Source organism: Leptospira chreensis (assembly GCF_016919165.1).
In the GTDB taxonomy this organism is placed as follows: Bacteria; Spirochaetota; Leptospiria; order Leptospirales; family Leptospiraceae; genus Leptospira_A; species Leptospira_A chreensis.
This window is the reverse complement of the sequence record NZ_JAFFPS010000059.1, coordinates 1-23,104: the sequence shown is the minus strand read 5'-3', so window position 1 is coordinate 23,104 and position 23,104 is coordinate 1. Positions and strand designations below refer to the sequence as shown.

The following is a 23,104-nucleotide window of genomic DNA, read 5'->3' as shown; positions in this document are numbered from 1 at the left end:
TTTGTTTTCCTATTGAATCAAATAGAGAGCAGGATAAAGTAGTAGCCAAATCAAATCACACATATGCCAAAAAACGGCGCCTGCTTCTAGGTTTTCCGTGGAAATCGTTTTTCGTCCATAATACACAATCAAAAGAATAAGAATTCCCACTGCTACATGCAAATAATGAAATCCAGTAAGTAACCAATAATAACTGAAGAAATTGCTAGTCTCTAGAGTGAAACCTAACATCCATTTCTCTCTAAATTCATAAAATTTTAAAAACAAAAATCCAATGCCGAATAGTATGGACGCAGATAAAAAGATTGTATAAAGGTTTAACTTCGCTTTGGTTCGAAATTCTAAGGCAAGCGCGATACAAAAACCACTAGTAAGTAAGAAGATCGTATTAAAAAATGCAAAATTTTTGTTTAGATGCGATTGTAAAAACAAAAAACCAGCAGGATCTTTGGACTTATCATACACCAAAGAACCAATTCCCAAACAAAAGGTAAGAACTTCGACAAGGACAATCATCCAAATGAGGATACCTCCCGGTGGGTACCATAAGGATTCGTTCAGTGGTTCTGTTTCTTCATTCATGAAATTCTCCTTTACTAGGAATGATTTATAAACACTAGAATATTCAATTTGTCTATAAAACAAAATTGCGAATTATTCTAATTCTATCATTGCTATTTTTACTTCATAAGCGAACAATCTGTACTTATTAATTCGATTGAACATGGTTTCCTATACAATTGAATGATTCTAAGTAGCAATTAACATGTGTTCTTTCTAATAAACTTTATGTTATTAGAAAAATTCAAATTCGTACTTGATGTAAATCAATGCACATAGCATAATCTGCAACTACAATTCAAAAAACTGGAAAATAGGAGGCAAGAATGCTATCAAAATCGCAAGCTAGGGCGTTCTTTTTGGGAGGCACTTTTTTGTTTAGTGCTGTCTTTGTGTTTCTCACTGTGGATACCTTGCGACAAACCGATTCCCGAACGAATGCACAAAACATCACAGAAGATGTTTTGAAAGGTAAAGAAATTTGGGAAAAAAACAATTGTATGGGATGCCATACACTGTTAGGTGAAGGTGGGTATTATGCACCTGACTTAACCAAGGTTGTCGAAAGGCGAGGGGCCACTTGGATCGATGTGTTTTTGGATGATCCAGAGGCTATGTTTCCTGGGGAACGCAAAATGGTGAAGTACAACTTCTCTAAAGAAGAAAAGGGACAAGTCATCGCCTTTTTGGATTGGGTGGGTAAAATTGATGCCAACGGCTGGCCTCCGAAACCAAACATTCCTATTGATTCGATTGCGACTCCTCCGGCACCACAAACTAAAACAAATGCTGTTGTTGTCACCCAACCAGAAAAATTTTCTCAACTTTGTGTCGCCTGTCATTCGGTAGGTGGAAAAGGCGGAAATGTTGGGCCGGCACTTGATCATGTTGGAAGTAAATTTGATTCTGATTATCTCAATCGTTGGTTATCAAATCCACAGGCCATCAAACCGGGAACAAATATGCCAAAGTTGCCGTTAACTGATCCAGAAAGAAAAGATATCGTTACTTATCTTTCTGCATTGAAATAAGGAGAAACAATGAGATTCCAATCACAAAAGGTCGCATATTGGTTCTTTGCAACTTGTATGTTACTCTTATCTTTACAAATCGTATATGGCTTCATTATGGGATTTGCTCGTATCGGAATGGATGGATTACATGATTACATTCCATTTAATACAGCTCGTGCCACACATACAAATTTACTCGTTGTATGGTTGTTAACTGGATTTATGGGTGCAGCCTATTATATCATCCCTGAAGAATCAGATAGGGAACTATATAGTGTAAAACTTGCGTACATCCAACTCATTTCTTGGGTAGTTGTTGGAGTGATTGCAATTATTGGATTTCACTTTAATTGGTGGGAAGGACGTAAGTTTTTGGAAATACCAAGGCCACTGGACTACTTGGTTGTTGTGAATGTTTTAACTTTTTTGTTTAACATCGCTATGACCATTTGGGATGCAAAAAAAAGAAGTACAACACAGCTTGTACTTTTCTTTGGGTTGTTATGTGCCGCCTTACTTTACTTACCTGGTATGATTTACTTCGACAATCAAACGATCGATTCCTACTTTCGATGGTGGGTCGTGCATCTTTGGGTTGAGGGAGTATGGGAACTCATCATGGGTGGTATCCTTTCTTTTTTACTCATCAAACTCACTGGGGTGGACAGGGAAGTCATCGAGAAGTGGCTCTATGTGGTTGTCGGTTTAACTTTCCTTTCTGGAATTTTAGGAACAGGTCACCATTACTATTGGATAGGAACTCCTAAGTATTGGCTTATGGTCGGTGGTATTTTTTCTGCTTTAGAACCTCTTGCCTTCTTGGGTATGGCGATCTGGGCACTGAATATGTATCGTAAAAAAGGAAAAAACCATCCAAACAAAATTGCTCTCTATTGGACACTCGGAAGTGCTATGATGTCTTTTATTGGAGCTGGTTTTCTTGGATTTGCTCATACATGGCCTGCTGTTAATCAATGGACACATGGAACACTCATCACGGCAATGCATGGACACCTCGCTTTTTGGGGCGCTTACGCCATGTTAGTGTTAGCTGTTATCTCCTACGCGATGCCAAATTTAACCGGAAGAAAACTGTTTACCGGAATGTCTGGTTATTTAGCATTCTGGGCATCAAATATTGGGATGTTAGGAATGACGGGAGCCCTCGCTGTTGCTGGAATCACACAAGTTTATTTGGAGCGCAAGTTAGGAATGGATTTTTTGGTTGTACAAAAAGAAATCATTTTCCACTTCATTGGAATGTTACTTGCTGCCACTCTATTCGCGATTGGAATCGCTTACTTTATTGTTGATTTCATTCGACATGGACTTCCCTCAAACGAGGCGATTGGAAAAAATGTTGGTGATCTCGATTAATTTATGTTAACGAAGAAAGCACCCTATTACGAACCAATTGGTAAGGAAGTAGAAATCTTTCAAATGGCGGCGGAGAATTCTCTGCCGCTTTTGTTGAAAGGGCCTACAGGATCTGGTAAATCGCGATTTTTGGAATATATGGCTCACTTAATGGATCGTAGATTAATTACCATTTTGTGTAATGATGAAACCTCCTCTGTAGATTTGGTGGGTAGATTTATTGTCAAAGGAGCTGATACCATTTGGATGGATGGGCCGTTGACCACGGCTGTCAAAGAAGGCGCTATTGTCTATTTGGATGAAATTGCGGAGGCAAGGCCAGACACTCTCGTAACAATCCACTCCTTAACAGACCATCGCCGCACTTTATACCTAGAAAGAAAAAATGAAGAAATAATCGCACATCCCGATTTTTTGCTCGTAGCCTCCTATAATCCTGGATACCAAAGAGGGTTTAAAGAACTAAAACCATCCACCAAACAACGATTTATTGGAATGGACTTTCCTTATCCCAAAGCTTCGTTGGAAGAAAAAATTGTAATGGGGGAAACCGAAATCAGTGAATCCATTGCCAAAAAATTAGTTCAGTTTGCGGGCCTTGTTCGCAATCAACCAGAGTTAGGATTAGCGGAAACCGTATCAACGAGGTTACTTGTTTCTTGTGCAAAATTGATGGCAAAAGGATTATCACCGCGACTTGCCGGAAGGACTGCGATCATTCTACCTCTTTCCGATGATCCCGATACGATTGGAGCTCTACAAGATAGCTTCGATCTGATCTTTTAGGATCTGACTTTGGAATGGGATCAGTTTTTATTTTACCAAGGCCATAAACTTTGGAAAAAAATACGTAAAAAACTCACACCACCTAATCCGTATTATGCATACAATATCAAATCAGAAGAGGTGAGAATCCTTAAGTATTTGCAGTTACTCAGAAAAGAAACGGTCACTCTCATTCTTGGTGGTGATACTGTTTCACTCGGACAGAATTTTCTAAAAATTCCAGAGATAGTTTACCTGTTTCCCTCCGAATCTATTTCTAAAACATTTGTTCGTATTTTCCTAGCTTATCTTTCTTTTCTTTATGATTTGAAATACGATCCTAAAAAAAATAATATAAACCTCCCTTTATCAAACGAAGGATTTTATTTCTCCTTTCGAAAATTTCTAAAACAGTTTTCTGGTATTTCCGGTGATTGGAAAGAAATCCGAAAAGAAAGATTGGGGATTCGTAAAAAAGATCCTTTGCAGTTTACAAAAATCAAGTCCTTACTCCTTCAGGCATCAGCTCCTAAGATTGATGGGAAAGTGTTAAATCCATCTGGTAAGGATTTTAAGTCACAAGTAACAAAACAAAAGATCCAATCTAAAGAATCAAAACAGAAATTAGATCCGAGAGATGCCGAACTTTTGGAAGTGGATGAGAAAAAAATCGAAGAGTACACTTTGGGTCACAATTTTGAAAAGATTGAAACTGTAGAAGAATTTGATGGGCAATGGCGAGACATTGATGGGGAAGAAGATATGGAAGAAGAGGAAGCTTTACAAGAGTTGAATCTGAAACATATCATTCGAACCGAAGATCCTGTGCATACAACTCGAACGAGTGAATCTGGAGTGGGAACATTACTTGAAATTTTAGATACTAAGGAAGTGGGAACGACTTTCACATACCCTGAATGGGACTTTAAATTAAAAAATTATAAACCGAACTATTGTTCTGTTGTTGAAGAGCATCCAAAACAAAAAGACAATACTTATACAAAACAAATATTAGAAAAACATCATTCTGCTTTAAATCATCTAAAAAAGAAGATGATCGCTCTCTTAAACCAAACACGAATTAAGAAACGTCTCATAGCTGGAGCAGATATTGATTTGGATGCGCTTGTTGATCGGTATGCTGATATCAAAGCAAAAGTTAGTCCCTCAGAATTGATTTATATGAATCCTATTCGAGATGTTTCGGATATGGTTTTGTATTTTCTGGTTGATGTGAGTTTGTCTACAGATTCCTGGATTCAAGAGAAACGAATTTTAGATGTGGAAAGAGAAAGTTTACTTTTGTTTTCAGAAGCTCTTTCTGAACTGAAAATTCCATTTGGAATTGCTGGTTTTTATTCCAGAACTCGTAATTACAATCAATTCATTCATTTAAAACAATTATCTGAACCTTGGGTCATGGCTCGCGATCGTTTGGATTCCCTTTCGCCAATCGGATATACGCGAGTGGGACCGTCACTTCGCCATATTCATTCCCTACTCAAAGAAACCACTTACAAACAAAAATGGATTATTTTAATTACGGATGCAAGACCCAATGATTATGATCAGTATGAAGGTAAGTATGGAATTGAGGATGTAAATAAAGCAGTTGGTGAATGTTTGTTAAGTGGAATTCAAGTTTATACTTTGGCCATTGGAACGGAAGAGAAACCAACAATTCCTGCCATGATGAGAAACGCTAGTTATCAAATGTTGTTACATCCGGAAAGGCTCCTCGATTCTTTACAAGAATTCTTTCGAAGAGCCATTGGTGTATAAAAACTTAAGATGGTTTTCCGTCGGGTCTTGGGCTAAATAAAATTTTAGTGTATTGAATGAGAAAAATCAAAAAAGTTAAAATCCAACCGAAACCGGATAAATAGTATGCCCATTTGTATTCTCCAAATAATGGAAAAAAAACTCTCACAATCACGGAAAGATTTAAAATGATGTAGGCAAAAACAGTTAGGGGAGAGGCAACAATACTCCGTCCTGTATGTCCTAAACTCACCCTTGTGATCATTCCATAGATAAAGATACCAAGCCCGCCAACAGTTAAACTATGGATCGATGACGAAACCGGAAAGTATCCAAGTAATGATAAACTATAAAATAAAAAACCCAAACAGACCCAAAAGTAACCCTTATATAAAATCCATAATATAGGTGTTTTGTATGATTTCCAAGGTTTCCAGGAAAGAAAACGAATGGTATTTGTAATGAATAAAGAAAAACAGATGAGAAATGAAATGAGAAGAACCAAGGAACCAAAATTGATACTTTTAAAATCCAAGTGATAAGATTGATTTTTTAAAAAGAAAAATTCCCCTATTTTGAATGCGTAAAAAGCAAATGGTAAGTATAAAATGGCGGTTTCTAATTTTGGAATTCGTTTGAAGGAATATCCTGGAATGACCACTCCAGAAAAGAAGGGAACCACTCTCCCTCCAATGATTAAAATCAAAAACAGAATCACAAAAATACTCAAATGAACCAATGGTAAAGTTAGTTCTGGTTCTAAAACAGAGCGAGCAGAAAGTCCACTGAACAAGTGAAAGATGGTAAAAAGTCCATAATGAAAAACAATCGGTCGATTGTGTTTTTGGGTAGGTACCATTAATTTCGGAACTAATAAGTAGATGACCATCAAGTCTGAACTAATATCCAAACCAAAAGATAAATAGGAAAAAAATCCTAGAGGATACATCGAGAATCTACCCAGAGCCCAAAACAAAAGTAGGAAAAATAAGTTCTGACCTTTTAGGATGGTTGAATTTGTCCAATTTTGGACAGCGGTAAAGAGAAAACCGAGAACAATCGCTTTAGAAAATCCAAAAGTCATTTCATAGGAATGCCAATGGATAGAATTAATTTTAATTGGATTTGTAACTGTATTCGAAAGTACTAATAGCCAAAACCCAATGACAAAAACACCATAAACAGAACCAAACCAAAAAAAAGGACGGAAGGCTGTATTCCAAAAACTTAAGCTAAAGAATGAATTCTTCATACTATGATCCTAATAAAAATTAGAATCATTTCATTGATGCAAATCAAGAACTAAGCTAAAATTTTAAGTAAACCCTCTTTGTCGAGGATGGAAATTTCTCCTTTTTGGGTGTCGACGAGGCCTTGGTCTTTTAGCTGTTTGAGGATTCTTGAAAATGTTTCTGGTCTTAGATAGAGGAGGGAGGCCATTTGTGTTTGTTTTAAGTTTAGGGAATCAGGTGTTCCATAGAATAAAAAATGCGCCACCCTTTGCATCGCATCCATTGTGAGACCGCGGTTGATTGCCAAATTTAAGGTCTCAATTTTATTCATTAGAGAATGCATAAGAATGTGATTCAGTTCTATATTTTTATGAATGCGACTTTGTACTTCTGTGAGAGGCATTCGGAGAATTGTACTTTTTTTAGTAAATCGGCCGGAAGCCGGATATGGAATTCCTTGGATGACGGCCCATTCAGCAATGATACACACTGGACGAAAAAAAGTTAAAGTAACTTCATTCATGTTCCCATCGTATTTAAAAACTTGTAGGTCTCCCGTAACCAGTAGATCCATATAGGCAACTTTATCACCACCATGAAATAAAAACTCATCTTTTGAAAAAGATAATTCCTGGCATCCTTCAAATGCTTTCATTAATGATTCAGGATTTGGTTTAGTAAGATACTTTATAATCATGAAATCAGTTGGAGTTTATTTTTTCTTTTTGAAGTTAGGAAGTTTGATTTCTGTTTCTTTTAAAAATTTCCAAAAACGTTTTAATGTTACTTTCCAATCTTCTTTTTGTGTCGTAGATTTTGAATTTATCTGTGATTCTGTGATTGGTTGTAACTCAGAAACAGGAACAATCGCGGCAATACCCAAGTCAATTTTGAGGTATTTCTTTTTGATGATTTTGAAATCAATTTTTGCACCTAATAAACGAACAATTTCAAGTATGATCGCCCATTTCACTTTTACGGGTGTCAGTGTGTTATAATTCTCAACGAGATCACTAAATAATCTTCCTGAAACTTTCGGATTGCTATGAAATAATAGAAAACGGAAGTGAACGTTCCCTCTCAAGTCTTGGGTAATGATTAAATCGTTATGATTGAATTCTTTAAACGGAGGAAAATCAACCAATCGAACCACAACCGAATTGATCAAATCCAAACTGTTATGGATTTCCGTTTCAGGATTTACTTTGATAGAGTAGGTGATGTCATCTTCTGGGATCACTTCATTGATAAATGAAATGAAGTTTACTTGTTCTTTGAAAGGGACTTCTTTTAAAACTTCTAATCGCGAAAGTTCGATAATATCATCCATTACATTGTCAATAGATGATTGTACTTCGATCACTTCTTTTACTAAGTTTTTGTCTTTTGTTTTCTGTGTTGATTCGCGATAGGAAATTAGTTTTTCTTTCATTAATTTCAGAGGGCCTGAAATCATTGCGTCCATATAATAAAAAATCTTTTCGCGGAGCGAGTCGGCTTCTTTTAATCTTTCATAACGGTTCTGTAGTTTTCGTTTCATGATGAGAAACTGAAAACGAAGAGCCAGTGTCATTAAAATCAAATATACTAAGAAACTTGTTTCGAGAGAGGATGGGGAATTTAGATACCCTCTTTCAATTAAAATTTCTTTTAGGATCGAATAGAGTAAATAAACGAGGGCAAGGAGGTGGATTGTCGATCCTCGAGTTTGGTCACGGAATTTGTTAAACGTAACATAGATCGCATAACCAATCACGGCGAGTAGATGAATGTCCCAATATCCAATGAAGTTATACCAGAATACGGGGTTTTGAATGATTGCAAAAACTGCAATAAAGAAGAACTGCATTAGTAGGTAAATTCTTTGGTATTTGAAAGGTTTTAATTCGAAAAAATCCTGAATGAATTTAATGAAACCATAAGGCAGAATTAACAGAAAAGAATATTCTATAAATTTTAATATTGAGAAATCATTGATTAGAAAAAAACGAACTTCGTTTTTTGATAGTTCATAAGCAGAGAAAATTAATGCTAAAATACTGAAACTAAGATATTCTTTTTTATCTCTTAGATTGAAGAAGTTGATAAAGAAAAATAACGCGATAAAAAGATAAAAACCAACAAAGATAAGTTCTACGAGAGAATCATAAAGATTTCCGTTTAACGCTTCTTCGTAGGTAACAATACGAATGGGTCCTGTAATGACTCCCGCAGAAGTAGAGAGTGAGGAGTCAATTTTTACAATTAGAACATTTTCCCCTTCTAACAATAAATCATGGGGAATGGGGTAAATTCTAGGTCTTCCAAAGGCAAACTCGTCTGGGTCTTTTCCAAATGCCGAATTGTTTTTTCCAATGAGTACACCGTTGATAAAAACTTCATCCGATTGGTAAATTTTACCAAGTTGTAAAGCTAACGATTTTTGGTGTTGTTCTGTTGTGATTTCAAAACCTTTACGAATCCATATGGCTCCGCGATAACTTTTGTTTAGGTTTCGAAAGTTGCTCGGAACTGTTGTGATATCTAAGTTGTTGGCATTGAATTCATTGCTAAGTATATCAGCGTTGTCGTTGAAATAAATTCCCCAATCATCGCCATCCAAACGGAGTACCACAGTGTTTTCATCTGTGGAACGAGAGCAATGAGTTGTAAGTAAAAAGAAACTTAAAATTAGAATTCGATAGAATGATAAGGATTTCATTTTTTAGGTTTCTCCGGGATACGAATTGTGAATTTGGCTCCCATACCTTCACTTGATTTTAAACTTACGGTTCCACCTAAAAATTTTGCCGTTGCTTCTACTAAAGTGAGTCCAATCCCTGCTCCCGGGATTTCATTTTTTTTGTCACGGTATCCTCGGACAAATTTTTGAAAGATGGTTTCCATTTCCAATTGGCTAAGGCCCATACCTTCATCCATAACAATCAGTTGGTGGTAACCATCGCGATTAAAAAATTCTATACTGATATCTGTTTTTGGATCTGTGTATTGGTAAGCATTTTCAACAAGATTTCGTAAAATACAAAATAACAATTCCTTGGGAAAATAGATCTCCAAGTCATTTGGTTTTACTTCAATGGAAGTATTTTTCCTGTATTGTTCTAAGTGGTTTTCCACACTAGATACACAATTTCGGATTAACTCTGCGATAGAGAAAGATTCATAAAATGGAATGTACGTTTTGTCTTCTAGTTTACGTAGTAGTATGGCTTCCTCTACCATATAGCTCATATAAGATATATGATCTTCTGCTTGTTTGATCGGATCGAGTTCTTGTTTCGATCCCGATTTAGTTTTGGTTTTCTTTTTGGCAGCAGACTTTGTGGCTACTTTGGTTTGTTCTTTGGAAATATTTTTTCCGTGATTGGACGATATATTGTCAATTGCCTTCTTAATTTTTTCCATTCCGGATTTGAATTCAGAGGACAAATTGATCAAAAATCCCGTTTTCACACGTTCCATTTGGATCAGTTCTTTTTCTTGTTCGATAAAGTTTTCCAAACCCAAAACGATATCATTGGAAAGTTGGATCGAGATCATCACAAGAAAAATGAGGAAACCTAAATACAAAGTTCCCGGCATGGAAATGATTTCTAAAGCAGAAAGACTATCAATTAGAATGGTTGGCAACAGAGAGGCAATTCCGATTAAAATAAATTTAACCTTAGCAATGTTAGCCTTTCCATTGTTTACAAATAAATAAATCACAAGGCCCATCGCCACAGGTAAGGCGTAATTAAAAAGAGCAATGACTAGAATCCAGGTTTTAGGAGTTCTAAAAAACAAAGTGATCACAAATAAAACAAATAGAAAGACTTCATAAACCAGGAGCACCACATTTCGTTTCATCTTTAGATACTGGTGCATGAAGTTGATAAAAAATACAGGAAGGCAAATTAGAACTAAGAGTTCTGCAACATAAGACCAAGTAAAACTTTCAAATAAAATATCTCGGTGTTGGGTGCGAATGAGTACATAAATTCCCATAAAAATGGAGAATAGTGCAAAGAAAAAATTCTCTCCCGCTCGACCGCGCACAATCGAACCTACTAAAAAGTAAATCCCCATAAATATAAATACATATCCGCAGACCATAGCAAAGGCTTCTTTTGAAAAAGCAGCTTCACGTAACAGGCGTTCTTTTGCAATGGTAGGTGCTTCTTTGAGTCCGTTTAAATTTGTGGCAGCATAAATGCGAATTGCCATTACATTCAGGCCTGGTTTGAGAAGGTGGGTCGGTAGAGAATAAATTCTGATTTTTTGAAAGTCCACCTCCATCCTAGGTAATACAATTCCTGTTTTATCGACTAAGGTTCCGTTTAGATAAAACTCATCAATGTCTCGGATGCGACCGAGTTGGATGGCAATGGGTTCTACTGGAGTTGTATAGTTTTCTGGTAAATAAAAAGAACAACGATACCAGTGATATCCTGTTAGGTTTTCTGTTTTGGAGATTCCATAATCAGGAACAGAACGTTTGACCCAAAAAGATTCCTCAACGGTTTCATCCCGCCAATCTAAGTTGTCACCTTTTCTAAATAACCAATCTGTTTTTAAAACAACTGGATTTTCGAATGATGTGATCATGGTGCCACAAGGTTCTGCCACCAAACCGATAAAAGCTGGTGACAAAACGAATGCGAACCCGAATACGAGTTGGTAAATACGGGTTTTCGAAATCATATCGGTTCGACGTTTCGAATGGCCTCTTCGATTTCTTTGAGCTGTGTAGAGATCCTTGCGTCGATGGCTCCCACATCTGTTTCGATGATAACTCCGCCACGATCCACTCGAGAATCTTCGTAGATATTGACCTTTCTGAGAGATTCCATAAGTTTGATAAGTTCGTCTTTGTGTGCTGTTGTAAGTTCCAAGTCAGCAAAGTTAACACGAATATCAATTCGGTCACGGTCTTTAATTCGTTTCATTGCTTCGCGAATGTTATTGAGTACAATTTCTTTACGTTCAATGATTTCGTCTTTGATTACTTTTCTTGCGATGACAAGAATCATCTCTACCATTTGTTTTTCAGAGGCAGCAATCATTTCTTCACGGATGTCAATCGCCTTGCCGATGATAGTTCCTAATCGGTCAATGAGTCGTCTTACTTCCCCTTGGCCTTTTTTGAATCCTACTTCCCGACCTGCATCATAACCTTTTTGGTATGCTTCGTGTTCGATCTCAGCCTGTTTCATTTCGGCTTCTTTGATCATACGTTCGACTTCCATCTTAGCACGATCTAAGATTTGTTCCGCTTTGGCGCGACCGGAGTCTTCTTCTAATTTAATTTTTTCTTTGGAGTCTTGCACCATTTGGAAGGCTTTCGTCCTTCCTTCTTCTTCAATGGCTTTGGCTTGTTTTTTTGCGTCTTCTAATAATTGACGAACTTGTTCTTCTGTCTCTTGGCGATACCTTTGTAGTTCCGCTTCGATTTCTTCAATCGATGGACCTTGGTATTGTTCGATGATATTCCCTTCTTGGTCTATCTCGAAGTCTTCTTGTTCGTCGGTCTTATGGAACTTTTTGTACTTATCAGGAAGTTGAATCTCAACTTCTTCTTGTAAGTCGGCAATTTGAATGGGTTTAAAGACGAGTTTTGCCATATCCTTACTTCAATCTCCAGAGTTTCACTTTGCCTTCATTCATTGCCTCGCGTAGTCTATCTAAGATTCCCTTTTGGGCTTCTTCGATTTCTGCTAATGAGACAGGACCTAACGAATCCCATTCGATCTTAATTTCTTTCACAAGCCAAGATTCCAAATTGGAATAAACTTGGTCGCGGAAATCCGTCTCTACACCTTTCAAAGCGCAAGCAATGACAAGGGGATGGATCTCAGAAAAGAACCGAGTGAGGCTCGTCCTTCCTAAATGAAGGAGGTCTTCCAAACGAAAGTAGTGTTCTACTATAGTTTCGGCATATTCTGGGCTTTTTTTCTGAATTCGTTCAATTAAATTTTGAGAAGGCAAAAAAGGAAGTCGAGTAAGGATTTCCCCCGCTGTTTTTGCCTTGCGGCTGCGGATCTTAGAAACCGGCATTTTCTTCTGGATGAGTTCCATTTTGAACCGAAGGAAACGCTCCAATTGGTCCCTTTCTTGGTCCGAATGGTAATCAATTTCGGAAAGTGCCAAAATGATATCTTCCCTGTGGTTTTCCGGGTATTCTGCTAAAACCTCAGAGGCAGTTTCTGGGTCAGAAAAACTAAGAACCCGAGCTACTACCTCGGAAGATTCGTCTGTCGTCAAATTCCGGAGCATTTCCAAAGAATAACTCGGAAGTTCGGACCAAAAGGGGATGGCTGATTTTGAATCTTCTTCTTTTAGGATTTCTTGGAGGAGCGAATACAATTCATTTGTGTCTGGATGTTCGCTATGTGTAGATTTGTTACCAGGAGCACGCAGATCCTGAGGATTATAATCGTGATTCGCATATTCGCCTTCGGAGGGTGATTTTCCGAACGTAGGCTCGGTTTTACCCCTGTTTTTGGGAGAATATACGTGATTCGTATAGCCACCGTCGTCGCCGGAATTTCCACCTAGGGATTTTGGGTTATAACCGTGATTCGTATATTCGCTTCCCGCTCTGCCGGCGCCGGCGTTACTACCACGACCGACCTGGTTTGGGTTGTTTAGGTTTCCTTTTTTTTGGAGGAATCGGGTGAAAGAAAGTAAGATGTCTTTTTCCTGACCCCTGGTTGGGGACGGATTGGATTCCACTTTTAAGAGGAGGGATTCGATTTCCGAATCACTCAAATGAGCAAACACTTCGTCTGGTAAATAGCGGCCTAAGATTTGGTAGGCAAGGGCGGCTTTATTGTATCCGGACGGAGTTTTCATTTAAGAGACATAATAGCTAAACATAGCGGTCGTACAAACCAAAAAATATTATTTTTTTTAATTCGAAAACTTCCTTTTCAAATCCATGTCCTTGGGAGTCTCTGAAGGTAGGGATGACCCGTCAGAAATTAATCTACCTCTGCATTGTGTTTATGACAACGGCTTGTCGCATGGCGAGTCCCTCGACCCAGATCCAATCGGGAGCATTGGACCTGCAAACATTTCCCTTTGATTCTGGGGAAGCGGTATCCCTCCAAGGGGATTGGAAATTTTTCCCGGGTACATTGGACGTTCCTTCTGACGCGAGCCCGACTACTTATCTCCCTGTTCCGGCATTATGGAACCATGCGCCACTCCGATCCGGGTTAGTCGATGGGAAAGGTTATGGCACTTATGTCCTAGACATCAAACTCCCCAACGAAAATCAAATTTATGCTGTTTATCTGCCAGAGGTTCGTACGGCCTTTAGGATGTCTGCAGGTAACAGAAGTTTGGTGTCCGGCAAACCTGGTATCTCTAAAGAAACTACAACTCCCAGTTCCCAAGGCCAAAGTTTCACCATTACTGCTAAAGATAATCTCCAAATTCAAATTGCAGTGAGTAATTTTCATCACAAAGAAGGTGGGCTTCCTAATGCACCAGTTTTTGGCCTTGCAGAGAGTGTTCAAAACTATATTTTAGCTCAAAGTATTTTGGATTTAGCGTTAACGGGCGCTATATTTATGTTTGGATTGTATCATTTTATATTGTTTTTCTATCGAAGTAAACAGAGGGAAGCCTTCTACTTTGGATTTTTCTGTTTTGTATTTGCAATTAGGATTCCCTTTATCGGAAGTAAAACCATTTATGCAGTTTTTCCCAATATTCCTTGGGATTTAGTTATTTATATTGAATATGCCTCTGTTTTTGTTTTGGGTATTTTATTTTTATGGTTTATCGACGGACTTTTTCCTCGGTTTATTGATACAAAGATCATTCGTTACTTTAGTGCCTACGTCCAGTTTATGTTAGTTTATGGTTTGATTATCAAACCGGAAGTATATACCCAATTTGAAATCGTTTTTCAGGTGTTAGGCATTGTATTTGCGACATTTTTAGGAATGCGTTTGTATCAGATGGTACGCCGAGGATTGTCCGATGCTGGGATCTTCTTTGCAGGATATTCGATATTATATATTGGATTTGTTTATGATGTGTTCCTTGCATATACCGGAGAAGGGGAATCTACTTTATCACAAATGGCAGTGTTTTTGTTTTTTGGAGTTCAGTCTACGATTGTTACACTTCGTACGACAAGAACCTTCCGTAAAAAAATTCTCTTAAATGAAGAATTTGAAACTACCAATGAACAATTTATTTTAACGAATCGCTTTTATGCAAAATTTATACCTCGCGACTTTTTAACCCATCTTGATAAAGAAAATATCGAAGAAGTTAGGTTGGGTGATAGTAGTGAAAGGGCAATGACTATTTTATTCGCTGATATTTGGGAATATTGGGACATTATTTATTCGATACCACTTGAAAATAGAATTTTATTTACCAATTCTTATCTAGGAAGGATTGGTCCTTGCGTTCGCAAAAATAATGGATTTATCGATAAATATATTGGAAGTGCCATCATGGCATTGTTTGACGGTGGAATTCAAGATTCGATTAAAGCTGCAGAAGACATCCAATGGGAATTAAAAAAATACAATGAACACAGGCACAGTGTTGGTTATGCACCATTACATGTGGGAATCGGTATTCATTCTGGCGATACTATGCTCGGAATTTTGGGAGAAGAAGAGAGGTTTGAGTCTACTGTTATTGCAGACAGTGTGAATCTTTCGAGCCGGATCCAAGGGTTAACAAAAAAATATGGTGCGAGAATTCTTGTTAGCCTAACGTCACTTATGTTGCATAAAGAGTTGAATGCGATTCCATATCGAATTTTGGATTTTGTGCGAGTAAAAGGAAAACAAGAAGCGGTAATGATTGCAGAGGTATTGATTCCTGATATCGATTCCGTTTCTAATAAAAAAATTAAAAACAAAGATCTATTCGAAGCCGCAATTTTTGATTATGAGCGGGCCGATTTTGTTTCTGCATTAGAAAGGTTTCGTGCTGTATTTACTGATAATCCAGAAGATTTGGCAGCAAAAATCTACATTGAAAGGTGTGAATATTACCAAACCTCCGGTGTGGGTGAAGATTGGGATGGAGTTTCTGTATGGGAAAAATAATGAAAACCATTCCTTTTGTTTTTATCATTTTTGTTTCTTGTATGGCATTTTTTTCCTGTAGTTTCGGCACTTCCCCAGAAGCAGTCAAAGGGTATTTGGAACTTCCTCTTGAGTATGTGAAAGACAATAAAAAACTTTCTATGAATGGCGAATGGGAATTTTACTGGGAAGAAGTTTATGGCGAAAGTTTATTTGAAAAAATCAAAGAACCTAACAAAGTATTTGTTAAAGTTCCTTCTTCTTGGAACTCATACCGGCCGGTAGGCGAAGGTGGTGATGGTTATGCAACTTTTCGTTTAACATTCAAAGTTCCGGATCCAAAAATTCGTTATTATCTTCGGGTGCAACCAGCAACCAGTTCCTACGAACTCTATATCAATCGTCAAAAAATTGCAAGTTCTGGAAAGGTTGGTACCAGTGAACTTGATGCCCTTCCTAAATACCTGATCCAATATGTTTCTTTTCAACCAGAAGACTACGAACAAGAGATACTTTTTGTTGTTAGTAATTTTCACCATGCGCGTGGTGGGTACAGAAAACCATTGGAAATTGGAACCAAAGAAGTCATTCAAAATGAATCACTGATTTATTCCGCAGGAGAAGTATTTGTTTTTGGTACTATGTTGACTATGGCCCTGTACCAACTCACTGTATTTTTCTTCCGAAGAGAGGAGAAGAGTTCGCTTTTCTTTTCTTTGTTTTGTTTGTTTACGGGATTACGACTCGTAGTACTCGATAATTTTTATATCATCTATGCATTTCCTGATTTTTCTTGGCACTGGATGCAGATATTGGATTATATATCGGCACCTCTTCTTGTTTGTTTTTTCCTAGGTTATTTGAAGAGTTTATTTCCAGGGAAGTCAGAAGTCCCCAAATGGATGTTATACTCTTGTTGGAGTATAACGGCCTGTTTTGTATCTTTTGTAGTTTTGACAGATGTAAAACTATTTACAAAAACAAATATTTTTTCACAAGTATTGATTCTGTTTTTTAGTGTTTGTTCCTTTTATGTGATTCTTAAGATTTATCGCCAAAGAAAGAAAGATAGTAGTTTGATGTTTTACGGATCTTTGTTACTGATGCTTGGGTCTACACATGATTTGATGGCTGGAAATTATTGGTTTCAGTCTCAACCATTTATGCCATTTTCTTTATTTGTATTCTTTTTGTTTCAGAGTATTTTACTCGCAAGAAGAAATGCTCGGTTTTATTCCTCAATGGATACTTTAACTACAGAATTGATTGAAGTGAATAATCGACTAGAATCGTCGAACAAAGTCTATGCGAAGTTCGTTCCTTTGCGACTCATTCAATTGTTTTCAAAGGTTTCTGAAACGAGAGTCAAACGCGGAGATTTTATCGTTAAACAAATGTCCGTTTTGTCTTCTGATATCAGAGATTTCACTGCCATCTCAGAATCTTTGAGTCCTGAGGAAACTTTTCTTTTTCTGAATGATTTTTTACGGCAAGTGGGGCCTACCATTAGATCTCATAACGGATTTATTGAAAAGTATGTTGGAGACGCAATTTTTGCTTTGTTTGAAAGACAACCAGAAGATGCTTTGTTAGCTGCGATAGAGATGCACAAAACAACCGCAAGGTGGAATAAGGAATCAAAATCCCACCGCGTTGGTGAAATCCGAATTGGAGTGGGGATTCATTTTGGAGAACTGATGCTTGGAATTATCGGTGAAGAACAACGGATTGAATCTGCTGTCCTTTCCGATTCCCTAGGTGTTGCCAACTCACTAGAATCCATGACAAAAAAATACGGTGCTAAAATCATTTTAAGTTTGGATGCTCTTCTCGAATTACAACATCCTGATTCCTATCCGCATCGTTTATTAGATTTTATTAAAATTCCAGCCAAACAAAAGTTAATTGGGATTGCCCAGGTTTTGGTGGATGGTGTAGAAGAGGCTTTTGAATTAAAATTAAAAACCAAAGAACAATTCGAAGAAAGTGTACATTTGTTTTGGGATGGGGAATTTGAAAAGGCAGGAGCCGGATTTCGCGCCGTCTTTGCAATCGATCCTTCCGACAAAGCAGCAAAATTGTATTTAGAACGCACCGAATCGTATGCACAAAACGGGCCTCCTCCGGGGTTTGGAAAGGGATTTTTGGCATAAAAAAGACATAGATTCGCCCTGGTTCTAGAAAAAGTTCTTGAATTTCCTCTCTAAATGAACGAGAGTCAGTAATATACGGAGATTCCCATGACTCAAGCCACTCTCACACAAGCCCCTACCACTGGAAAGCCTGTGATCCAAACAAAAAGTTTTACTCCATCCGATATTGACCGTATCTTCAAAGCACAAAAAACAAAGGCTTTGGAACTTCGGTTGTCGAATTTCAAAACTCGAATCGCAAAACTCAAAAAACTGAAAGATGTTGTCCTTAAATACCAAATAGAAATTCAAAAGGCACTTCACTCTGATTTCCAAAAATCCTCTGGCGAAGTGGACATTACAGAAATTCTTCCTACCATTGCAGAAATCAATGATGCCATCCGCCATGTAAAACATTGGATGCGTCCAAAAAACGTAATGACTCCACCGACTTTACTCGGTGCGACCAGCCGGATTGTTTATGAACCAAAGGGAGTTTGTTTGATCATTGCTCCTTGGAATTATCCTTTCCATTTAGCGATTGCCCCTTTGGCAGCTGCGATTGCTGCGGGTAATACGGTAATGTTAAAACCTTCTGAGTTCACCCCACACACTGCAGATGTCATTAAAACAATGTTAAGCGAAGTGTTTTCTGAAGAGGAAGTTGCTGTATTTGAAGGTGATGTTGCCGTTTCCACTGCATTACTGGAAGCACCTTTCGATCATATCTTTTTTACTGGTTCCACTCCTGTTGGTAAAATCGTTATGACTGCTGCTGCCAAAAATCTCACTAGCGTCACGTTAGAGTTAGGTGGAAAGTCGCCTTCTATCGTTGCAGAAGATGCAGATATGAAAGTGGCAGCGGAAAGGATTATGTGGGGAAAATTTCTGAATGCCGGACAAACTTGTGTAGCTCCAGATTATCTTTTGATTCCTGAATCCAAAGTAGATGAATTTGTAAAAAATGCAAAAGAAACCACAGAAAGTTTCTTTAACTCCAAACCAGAAAACTTTACAGCAAGCCCAGACTTTTGCCGTATCGTAAATGCAAAGAACTTTGGACGAGTGTCTTCTTATATCGAAGATGCTGTGAAAAAAGGGGCAAAGATTGCTTATGGTGGGGAAGTGAGAAGTTCTGATAATTTCATTTCACCAACCATTCTCACGAATGTCTCTTTGGATGCTCGTATCATGGAAGATGAAATTTTTGGCCCACTGCTTCCTATTGTTACTTATAAAACTTTAGATGAAGCCATCCACATCATCAATGAAAGACCAAAACCGTTGGCGTTGTATATTTTCACAAAAAAAAGCCGTACATCTAAATATGTCCTTCGTAGAACTAGTTCTGGTGGGACAGTGATTAACGATGTGATCCTGCATTTGGTGAATTCCAATCTTCCTTTTGGTGGAGTGAATCATTCGGGTCATGGTAGTTATCATGGCCATTTTGGATTCAAAACTTTTTCACATGAAAGGTCTGTTTTACAAACTCCTAAGGCATCCATCGCTAAATTGATGTATCCACCTTACTCAGGTTTTGTGAGATTGATTGTAAGATTAACAACAAAATTCTTTATTTAAACAATGTTTGTTTAAATATGCTTACTCCCGAGGAAACTCGGGAGTTCCTTACTCCTGCTTCATTCCAAATAAAAAAAACCGACACTTCCACCATCATACTTGCTGTTTTAAATTACTGATAAATATCAATTCCAAGATTGATTCTAATTCGTGACATCGCACTTGTGCATATTTTCGTGGAACTATGCAAAAGGATTACTCCGCGCATTTAGATTCCTTACGAATCACTTGGTTAAGTGAACCTTTCCACCTTGGAATTCCCATCATTGACCTCCAACATGTTTGGTTGGTTCATATCATCCTAGAATTAGAAGAGACGATTGTGGAATCCGAAAAAGAGGAATCGGAAGTGGATGTTCATATTTCCTTTCGAAAGGCTTTGGATTATGTGGCAGAACATTTTGCCTTAGAAGAAGACATTCTAGAACATTTTAATTATCCCGGATTTAAAGAACATGTAAATGGCCACCGCCACTTTGTAGAGAGGTTAACTGGAAAATACTATGAAGCAAAGGATAGCCAAATGGCTGCTTTGGGTATTTTACAAATTCTTAAAAAATGGTTGTTCCAACATATCTTACATGATGATACCGATTATGCTGAATTTTTCAAAGCCAGTGGTGTTGATTTAAAATCTTACTGCAACGAAATTTTAAAATCGGGGAAATATCCCATTTCCAAAGAACAACTTCTGATTTATCAAAACATTGTGCAAATGGATACAACACATATAGCATTACACGAACAGTCGATTGATACCATCCAAGAAATCCGAAACATTTGGAAAACCTACAATCTTTCTACTGGTGTTCCTATTATTGACTTACAACATGTTTGGTTATTGAAAATGATTGTGGAACTGGATCACTCATTGAAGTTAGGTGATGGATCTAGTGATACATTCCATCGGGTAATTACAGCGGCTATCGAATACACAAAAGATCATTTTGGTGTAGAAGATAAAATCATGCGTTACTTTCGGTTTACTGACGTGGTCAATCATATGAACCAACACAAACGGTTTATTGATTTTATCAAAACAAGAAACGATGAATTTAAATTAGGAAATCCTCGGGCTGGATTGCATTTGGTGCAAGACCTTCGGAATTGGCTTTTGTCCCATATTGCTCTTGAGGATAAAAAAATCGGAATTGCCTTTGAATCCCGTGTGCGGGAACTTTCTGAGTTTACCAAAAAATTGCACCAAGCTGGTGAAATCAGTATCTCTCGGGAGCAAAAAAACCTCTATAAGTTGGTGATGCAATCGGCCCCAGACCCTCTCGATTGATTTCTGTCGGAAATTGAATTGCCAAGGTGATTTTCCGGGAAAATCCTGTTTCCAAACCCCATGGAATACGAAGTTATCATCGGTCTGGAAGTCCACGTCCAACTCAACACTCTCTCTAAAATTTTTTCCACGGCTACGAACGAATTCGGCGGTAGTCCTAATACTCATATTTCTCCACTTTGTGTGGCTTTGCCTGGCACATTGCCGGTGTTAAACGAAGTGGTTTTGGAAAAAGCCGTTCGTGCTGGAGTGGCTCTCGGATGTGAGATCACCCAATTCACAAAGTTTGATCGTAAAAATTATTTTTATCCTGACTTACCAAAAGGATACCAGATTTCTCAGTTTGATAAACCTTATGCAACCCAAGGTGGAATCCATATCAAACTCAAAGGGGAAACAGACGAGAAGTTCATTCCTCTGACGCGAATCCATATGGAAGAGGATGCGGGAAAACTAATCCATTCCCATGATCCAGCAATCAATCGTTCTTATGTTGATTACAATCGTGCGGGAACTCCACTCATTGAAATCGTTTCAGAACCGGACTTACGTTCTTCTGATGAGGCTTATGTTTATCTTAACGAACTCAAAACTATATTACGATACATTCAAGTTTCCGATTGTAATATGGAAGAAGGTTCCCTTCGATGTGATGCTAACGTTTCCATTCGCCCCAAAGGTGAAAAAGGATTTCGTACACGGGTAGAAATCAAAAACTTAAACTCTTTTAAGGCCGTAAAACAAGCGATAGACTATGAAATCGAATGGCAAAAAGATGTTTATTCTCGTGGGGAATCCTTCCGCCAGATGACAAAACTTTGGGATGCGACTTTACTCAAAACCATTCCTATGCGTTCCAAAGAAATGAGCCATGACTATCGTTATTTCCCAGAACCGGATCTTCCCACCATTCAAATCTCAAGTTCTTTTATTGAAGACATTCGTAAAACTTTACCGGAACTTCCAAGACAAAAAAAGGAAAGATACAAAACAGAACTGGGACTTCCTGATTATGATGCAGAAGTGTTAACAAGCGAACGTGAGATCGCGGAATACTTTGAACAAGCACTGCTTGTATCCGGTGATGCTAAAAAAACATCCAACTGGGTAAAAGATGAAATTCTTGGAATCGTAAACAAAGAAAACATTTCCATTCAGGAATTTGCCATCGATCCTTTGCGAATTGGTAAACTTGTGAAACTCATCAACTCAGGAGAGATCACAGGTAAAATTGCAAAATCTATTTTTGAAGATATGTTAACCACCAAAGACCAGCCAGAAACCATTGTGGAAACAAAAGGTTTAAAAGTGGTTCGCGATGACAAAGCTCTAGAAGAGATTGTAACCCGAGTGATTGAATCCCAACCCGAATCAGTAGAAGGTTGGAAAAATGGAAAGGACCGTGTGCTTGGTGCGATTGTTGGTGGTGTGATGAAAGAAACTAAAGGCAAAGCAGATCCAAAACTAGTCAACGATCTGATCCTAGCCAAACTCGGACCACTCGGCGAAAAAAAGAAAGTTTAAGAAATCTCTAGTTTGTGGACGGATCCAAAGTCCACGGGAGATTTGAACGCTTCTTCATAGGGAGTTCCGTGTTGTTTGCAAAGAACAGCACGGATCGGCCCTGAGTGACAAACAACGATTAAAGAAGTTAGCGACCGATTGTTTGTCCTTTCCCAATCTTTTCGTAACACTCCCCCTTCTTTCCAATCTTCTATAAAAGCATCCACTCTTAATATCAGATCAGTAAAGGCTTCTCCACCAGGAGTTCTTGCATTCACAAAGTCCTTCATCCAAGGAAGGGTTTCTTTTCTTGGAATGTCTTCCCAAAGTTTTCCATCCCAATCCCCGAAATTCATTTCCCACAAACGTTCGTCAGTTGGTATGGTGCAAAGTTCTGTTGGTTTTAGATTGTATTTGGATAATAGAGCAGAAGATAATTTCAAAGCCCGAGGTGCAGGGCTAGAAAGGAAAAAATCAAAGTTTGGTGGTAAATAGGAGAATGTGGAATCGGCTGTATCTTCTACCGGGTATTTGAGAGGAAAGTCAGTGCGACCATAACAAGTCCCTTTGGGAGCAGTAGTTTCCGGATGGCGGATCAAATAGAGGTCCATAAAAACACTCCTGATATCCAGATACAAGTTTCAACAACTTGTTGGACGGCACCCAAACAATCTCCAGTGAACCCATCGATCCAGCGTTTCATTAATTTATACATATAAACGAAACTAGGAATGATAAGTAGTATACTAATCAGAAAGTCCAGGTGGAGATAGACAAGATAAAAATAGGGAAGAAGGCCAAGTAAACTTGCAAACAAAATTTGAGGCCAAGTGATTTCTTTTGCCAT

General features: G+C 38.0%; 18 protein-coding genes. 9 read left to right on the top strand and 9 right to left on the bottom strand.

The window, feature by feature from the left end; genetic code table 11:
- Window positions 1-9: 9 nt before the first annotated feature.
- Window positions 10-582 (bottom strand): cytochrome c oxidase subunit 3, encoded by a 573-nt coding sequence (locus tag JWG41_RS16350; protein WP_205270895.1) that lies wholly within the window; start codon window positions 580-582, stop codon window positions 10-12.
- A gap of 305 nt (window positions 583-887) precedes the next feature.
- Between JWG41_RS16350 and JWG41_RS16345 the strand changes: the two genes are divergently transcribed.
- From JWG41_RS16345 to JWG41_RS16330, 4 genes are read left to right on the top strand one after another with little or no spacing between them, the layout of a single operon-like run.
- Window positions 888-1,592 (top strand): c-type cytochrome, encoded by a 705-nt coding sequence (locus JWG41_RS16345; protein ID WP_205270894.1) that lies wholly within the window; start codon window positions 888-890, stop codon window positions 1,590-1,592.
- 9 nt (window positions 1,593-1,601) lie between these two features.
- A complete protein-coding gene (locus tag JWG41_RS16340) occupies window positions 1,602-2,951 on the top strand; it encodes a cbb3-type cytochrome c oxidase subunit I (RefSeq protein ID WP_205270893.1) in 1,350 nt (449 codons plus the stop codon).
- A gap of 3 nt (window positions 2,952-2,954) precedes the next feature.
- Window positions 2,955-3,737 (top strand): CbbQ/NirQ/NorQ/GpvN family protein, encoded by a 783-nt coding sequence (locus JWG41_RS16335; RefSeq protein WP_205270892.1) that lies wholly within the window; start codon window positions 2,955-2,957, stop codon window positions 3,735-3,737.
- Between the two features lie 9 nt (window positions 3,738-3,746).
- On the top strand, window positions 3,747-5,498 hold the full coding sequence (locus tag JWG41_RS16330) for a nitric oxide reductase activation protein NorD (protein ID WP_205270891.1): 1,752 nt from the start codon (window positions 3,747-3,749) through the stop codon (window positions 5,496-5,498).
- 4 nt (window positions 5,499-5,502) lie between these two features.
- Here the strand turns inward: JWG41_RS16330 and JWG41_RS16325 are convergent, their stop codons facing one another.
- Genes JWG41_RS16325 through JWG41_RS16300 form a run of 6 tightly spaced genes read right to left on the bottom strand, consistent with a single transcriptional unit; the run spans window position 5,503 to window position 13,543 of the window.
- Window positions 5,503-6,729, bottom strand: coding sequence for an NnrS family protein (locus tag JWG41_RS16325; protein WP_205270890.1), 1,227 nt, complete (start codon window positions 6,727-6,729; stop codon window positions 5,503-5,505).
- 50 nt (window positions 6,730-6,779) lie between these two features.
- The gene (locus JWG41_RS16320; RefSeq protein WP_232374065.1) at window positions 6,780-7,364 is read right to left on the bottom strand and encodes a Crp/Fnr family transcriptional regulator; all 585 of its coding nucleotides are present in this window, start codon (window positions 7,362-7,364) and stop codon (window positions 6,780-6,782) included.
- A 57-nt stretch (window positions 7,365-7,421) separates the two neighbouring features.
- A complete protein-coding gene (locus JWG41_RS16315; protein WP_205270888.1) occupies window positions 7,422-9,410 on the bottom strand; it encodes a 7TM-DISM domain-containing protein in 1,989 nt (662 codons plus the stop codon).
- Window positions 9,407-11,392, bottom strand: a complete 1,986-nt coding sequence (locus JWG41_RS16310; RefSeq protein ID WP_205270887.1) for a sensor histidine kinase — start codon at window positions 11,390-11,392, stop codon at window positions 9,407-9,409. The genes JWG41_RS16315 and JWG41_RS16310 overlap by 4 nt, the downstream gene beginning before the upstream one ends.
- On the bottom strand, window positions 11,389-12,312 hold the full coding sequence (gene fliH, locus JWG41_RS16305; RefSeq protein ID WP_002973208.1) for a flagellar assembly protein FliH: 924 nt from the start codon (window positions 12,310-12,312) through the stop codon (window positions 11,389-11,391). Before fliH ends, JWG41_RS16310 begins: the two co-directional genes overlap by 4 nt.
- 4 nt (window positions 12,313-12,316) lie before the next feature.
- Window positions 12,317-13,543 carry a FliG C-terminal domain-containing protein gene (locus tag JWG41_RS16300; protein ID WP_205270886.1) on the bottom strand — a complete coding sequence of 409 codons (1,227 nt, stop codon included), beginning with the start codon at window positions 13,541-13,543 and terminating at the stop codon, window positions 12,317-12,319.
- A 113-nt stretch (window positions 13,544-13,656) separates the two neighbouring features.
- On the opposite strand from JWG41_RS16300, the gene JWG41_RS16295 reads away from it, so the two are divergent.
- The 5 genes from JWG41_RS16295 to gatB all read left to right on the top strand — a co-directional run bounded on the left by JWG41_RS16295 (window position 13,657) and on the right by gatB (window position 22,278).
- Window positions 13,657-15,771: an adenylate/guanylate cyclase domain-containing protein gene (locus JWG41_RS16295; RefSeq protein ID WP_205270885.1), complete on the top strand. Its 2,115-nt coding sequence runs from the start codon at window positions 13,657-13,659 to the stop codon at window positions 15,769-15,771.
- Window positions 15,759-17,903, top strand: a complete 2,145-nt coding sequence (locus JWG41_RS16290; protein ID WP_205270884.1) for an adenylate/guanylate cyclase domain-containing protein — start codon at window positions 15,759-15,761, stop codon at window positions 17,901-17,903. The genes JWG41_RS16295 and JWG41_RS16290 overlap by 13 nt, the downstream gene beginning before the upstream one ends.
- Before the next feature lie 87 nt (window positions 17,904-17,990).
- Window positions 17,991-19,466, top strand: a complete 1,476-nt coding sequence (locus JWG41_RS16285) for an aldehyde dehydrogenase family protein (protein ID WP_205270883.1) — start codon at window positions 17,991-17,993, stop codon at window positions 19,464-19,466.
- A 184-nt stretch (window positions 19,467-19,650) separates the two neighbouring features.
- Window positions 19,651-20,754, top strand: a complete 1,104-nt coding sequence (locus tag JWG41_RS16280) for a bacteriohemerythrin (RefSeq protein WP_205270882.1) — start codon at window positions 19,651-19,653, stop codon at window positions 20,752-20,754.
- Between the two features lie 60 nt (window positions 20,755-20,814).
- Window positions 20,815-22,278: an Asp-tRNA(Asn)/Glu-tRNA(Gln) amidotransferase subunit GatB gene (gene gatB / locus JWG41_RS16275; protein WP_205270881.1), complete on the top strand. Its 1,464-nt coding sequence runs from the start codon at window positions 20,815-20,817 to the stop codon at window positions 22,276-22,278.
- Here gatB and JWG41_RS16270 read toward each other — a convergent pair.
- Window positions 22,275-22,868 (bottom strand): histidine phosphatase family protein, encoded by a 594-nt coding sequence (locus JWG41_RS16270; RefSeq protein ID WP_205270880.1) that lies wholly within the window; start codon window positions 22,866-22,868, stop codon window positions 22,275-22,277. The genes gatB and JWG41_RS16270 overlap by 4 nt on opposite strands.
- Window positions 22,853-23,104, bottom strand: a 252-nt coding sequence (locus JWG41_RS16265; protein ID WP_205270879.1) for an adenosylcobinamide-GDP ribazoletransferase, incomplete at its 5' end; no start/stop codon positions are given. The genes JWG41_RS16265 and JWG41_RS16270, both read right to left, overlap by 16 nt.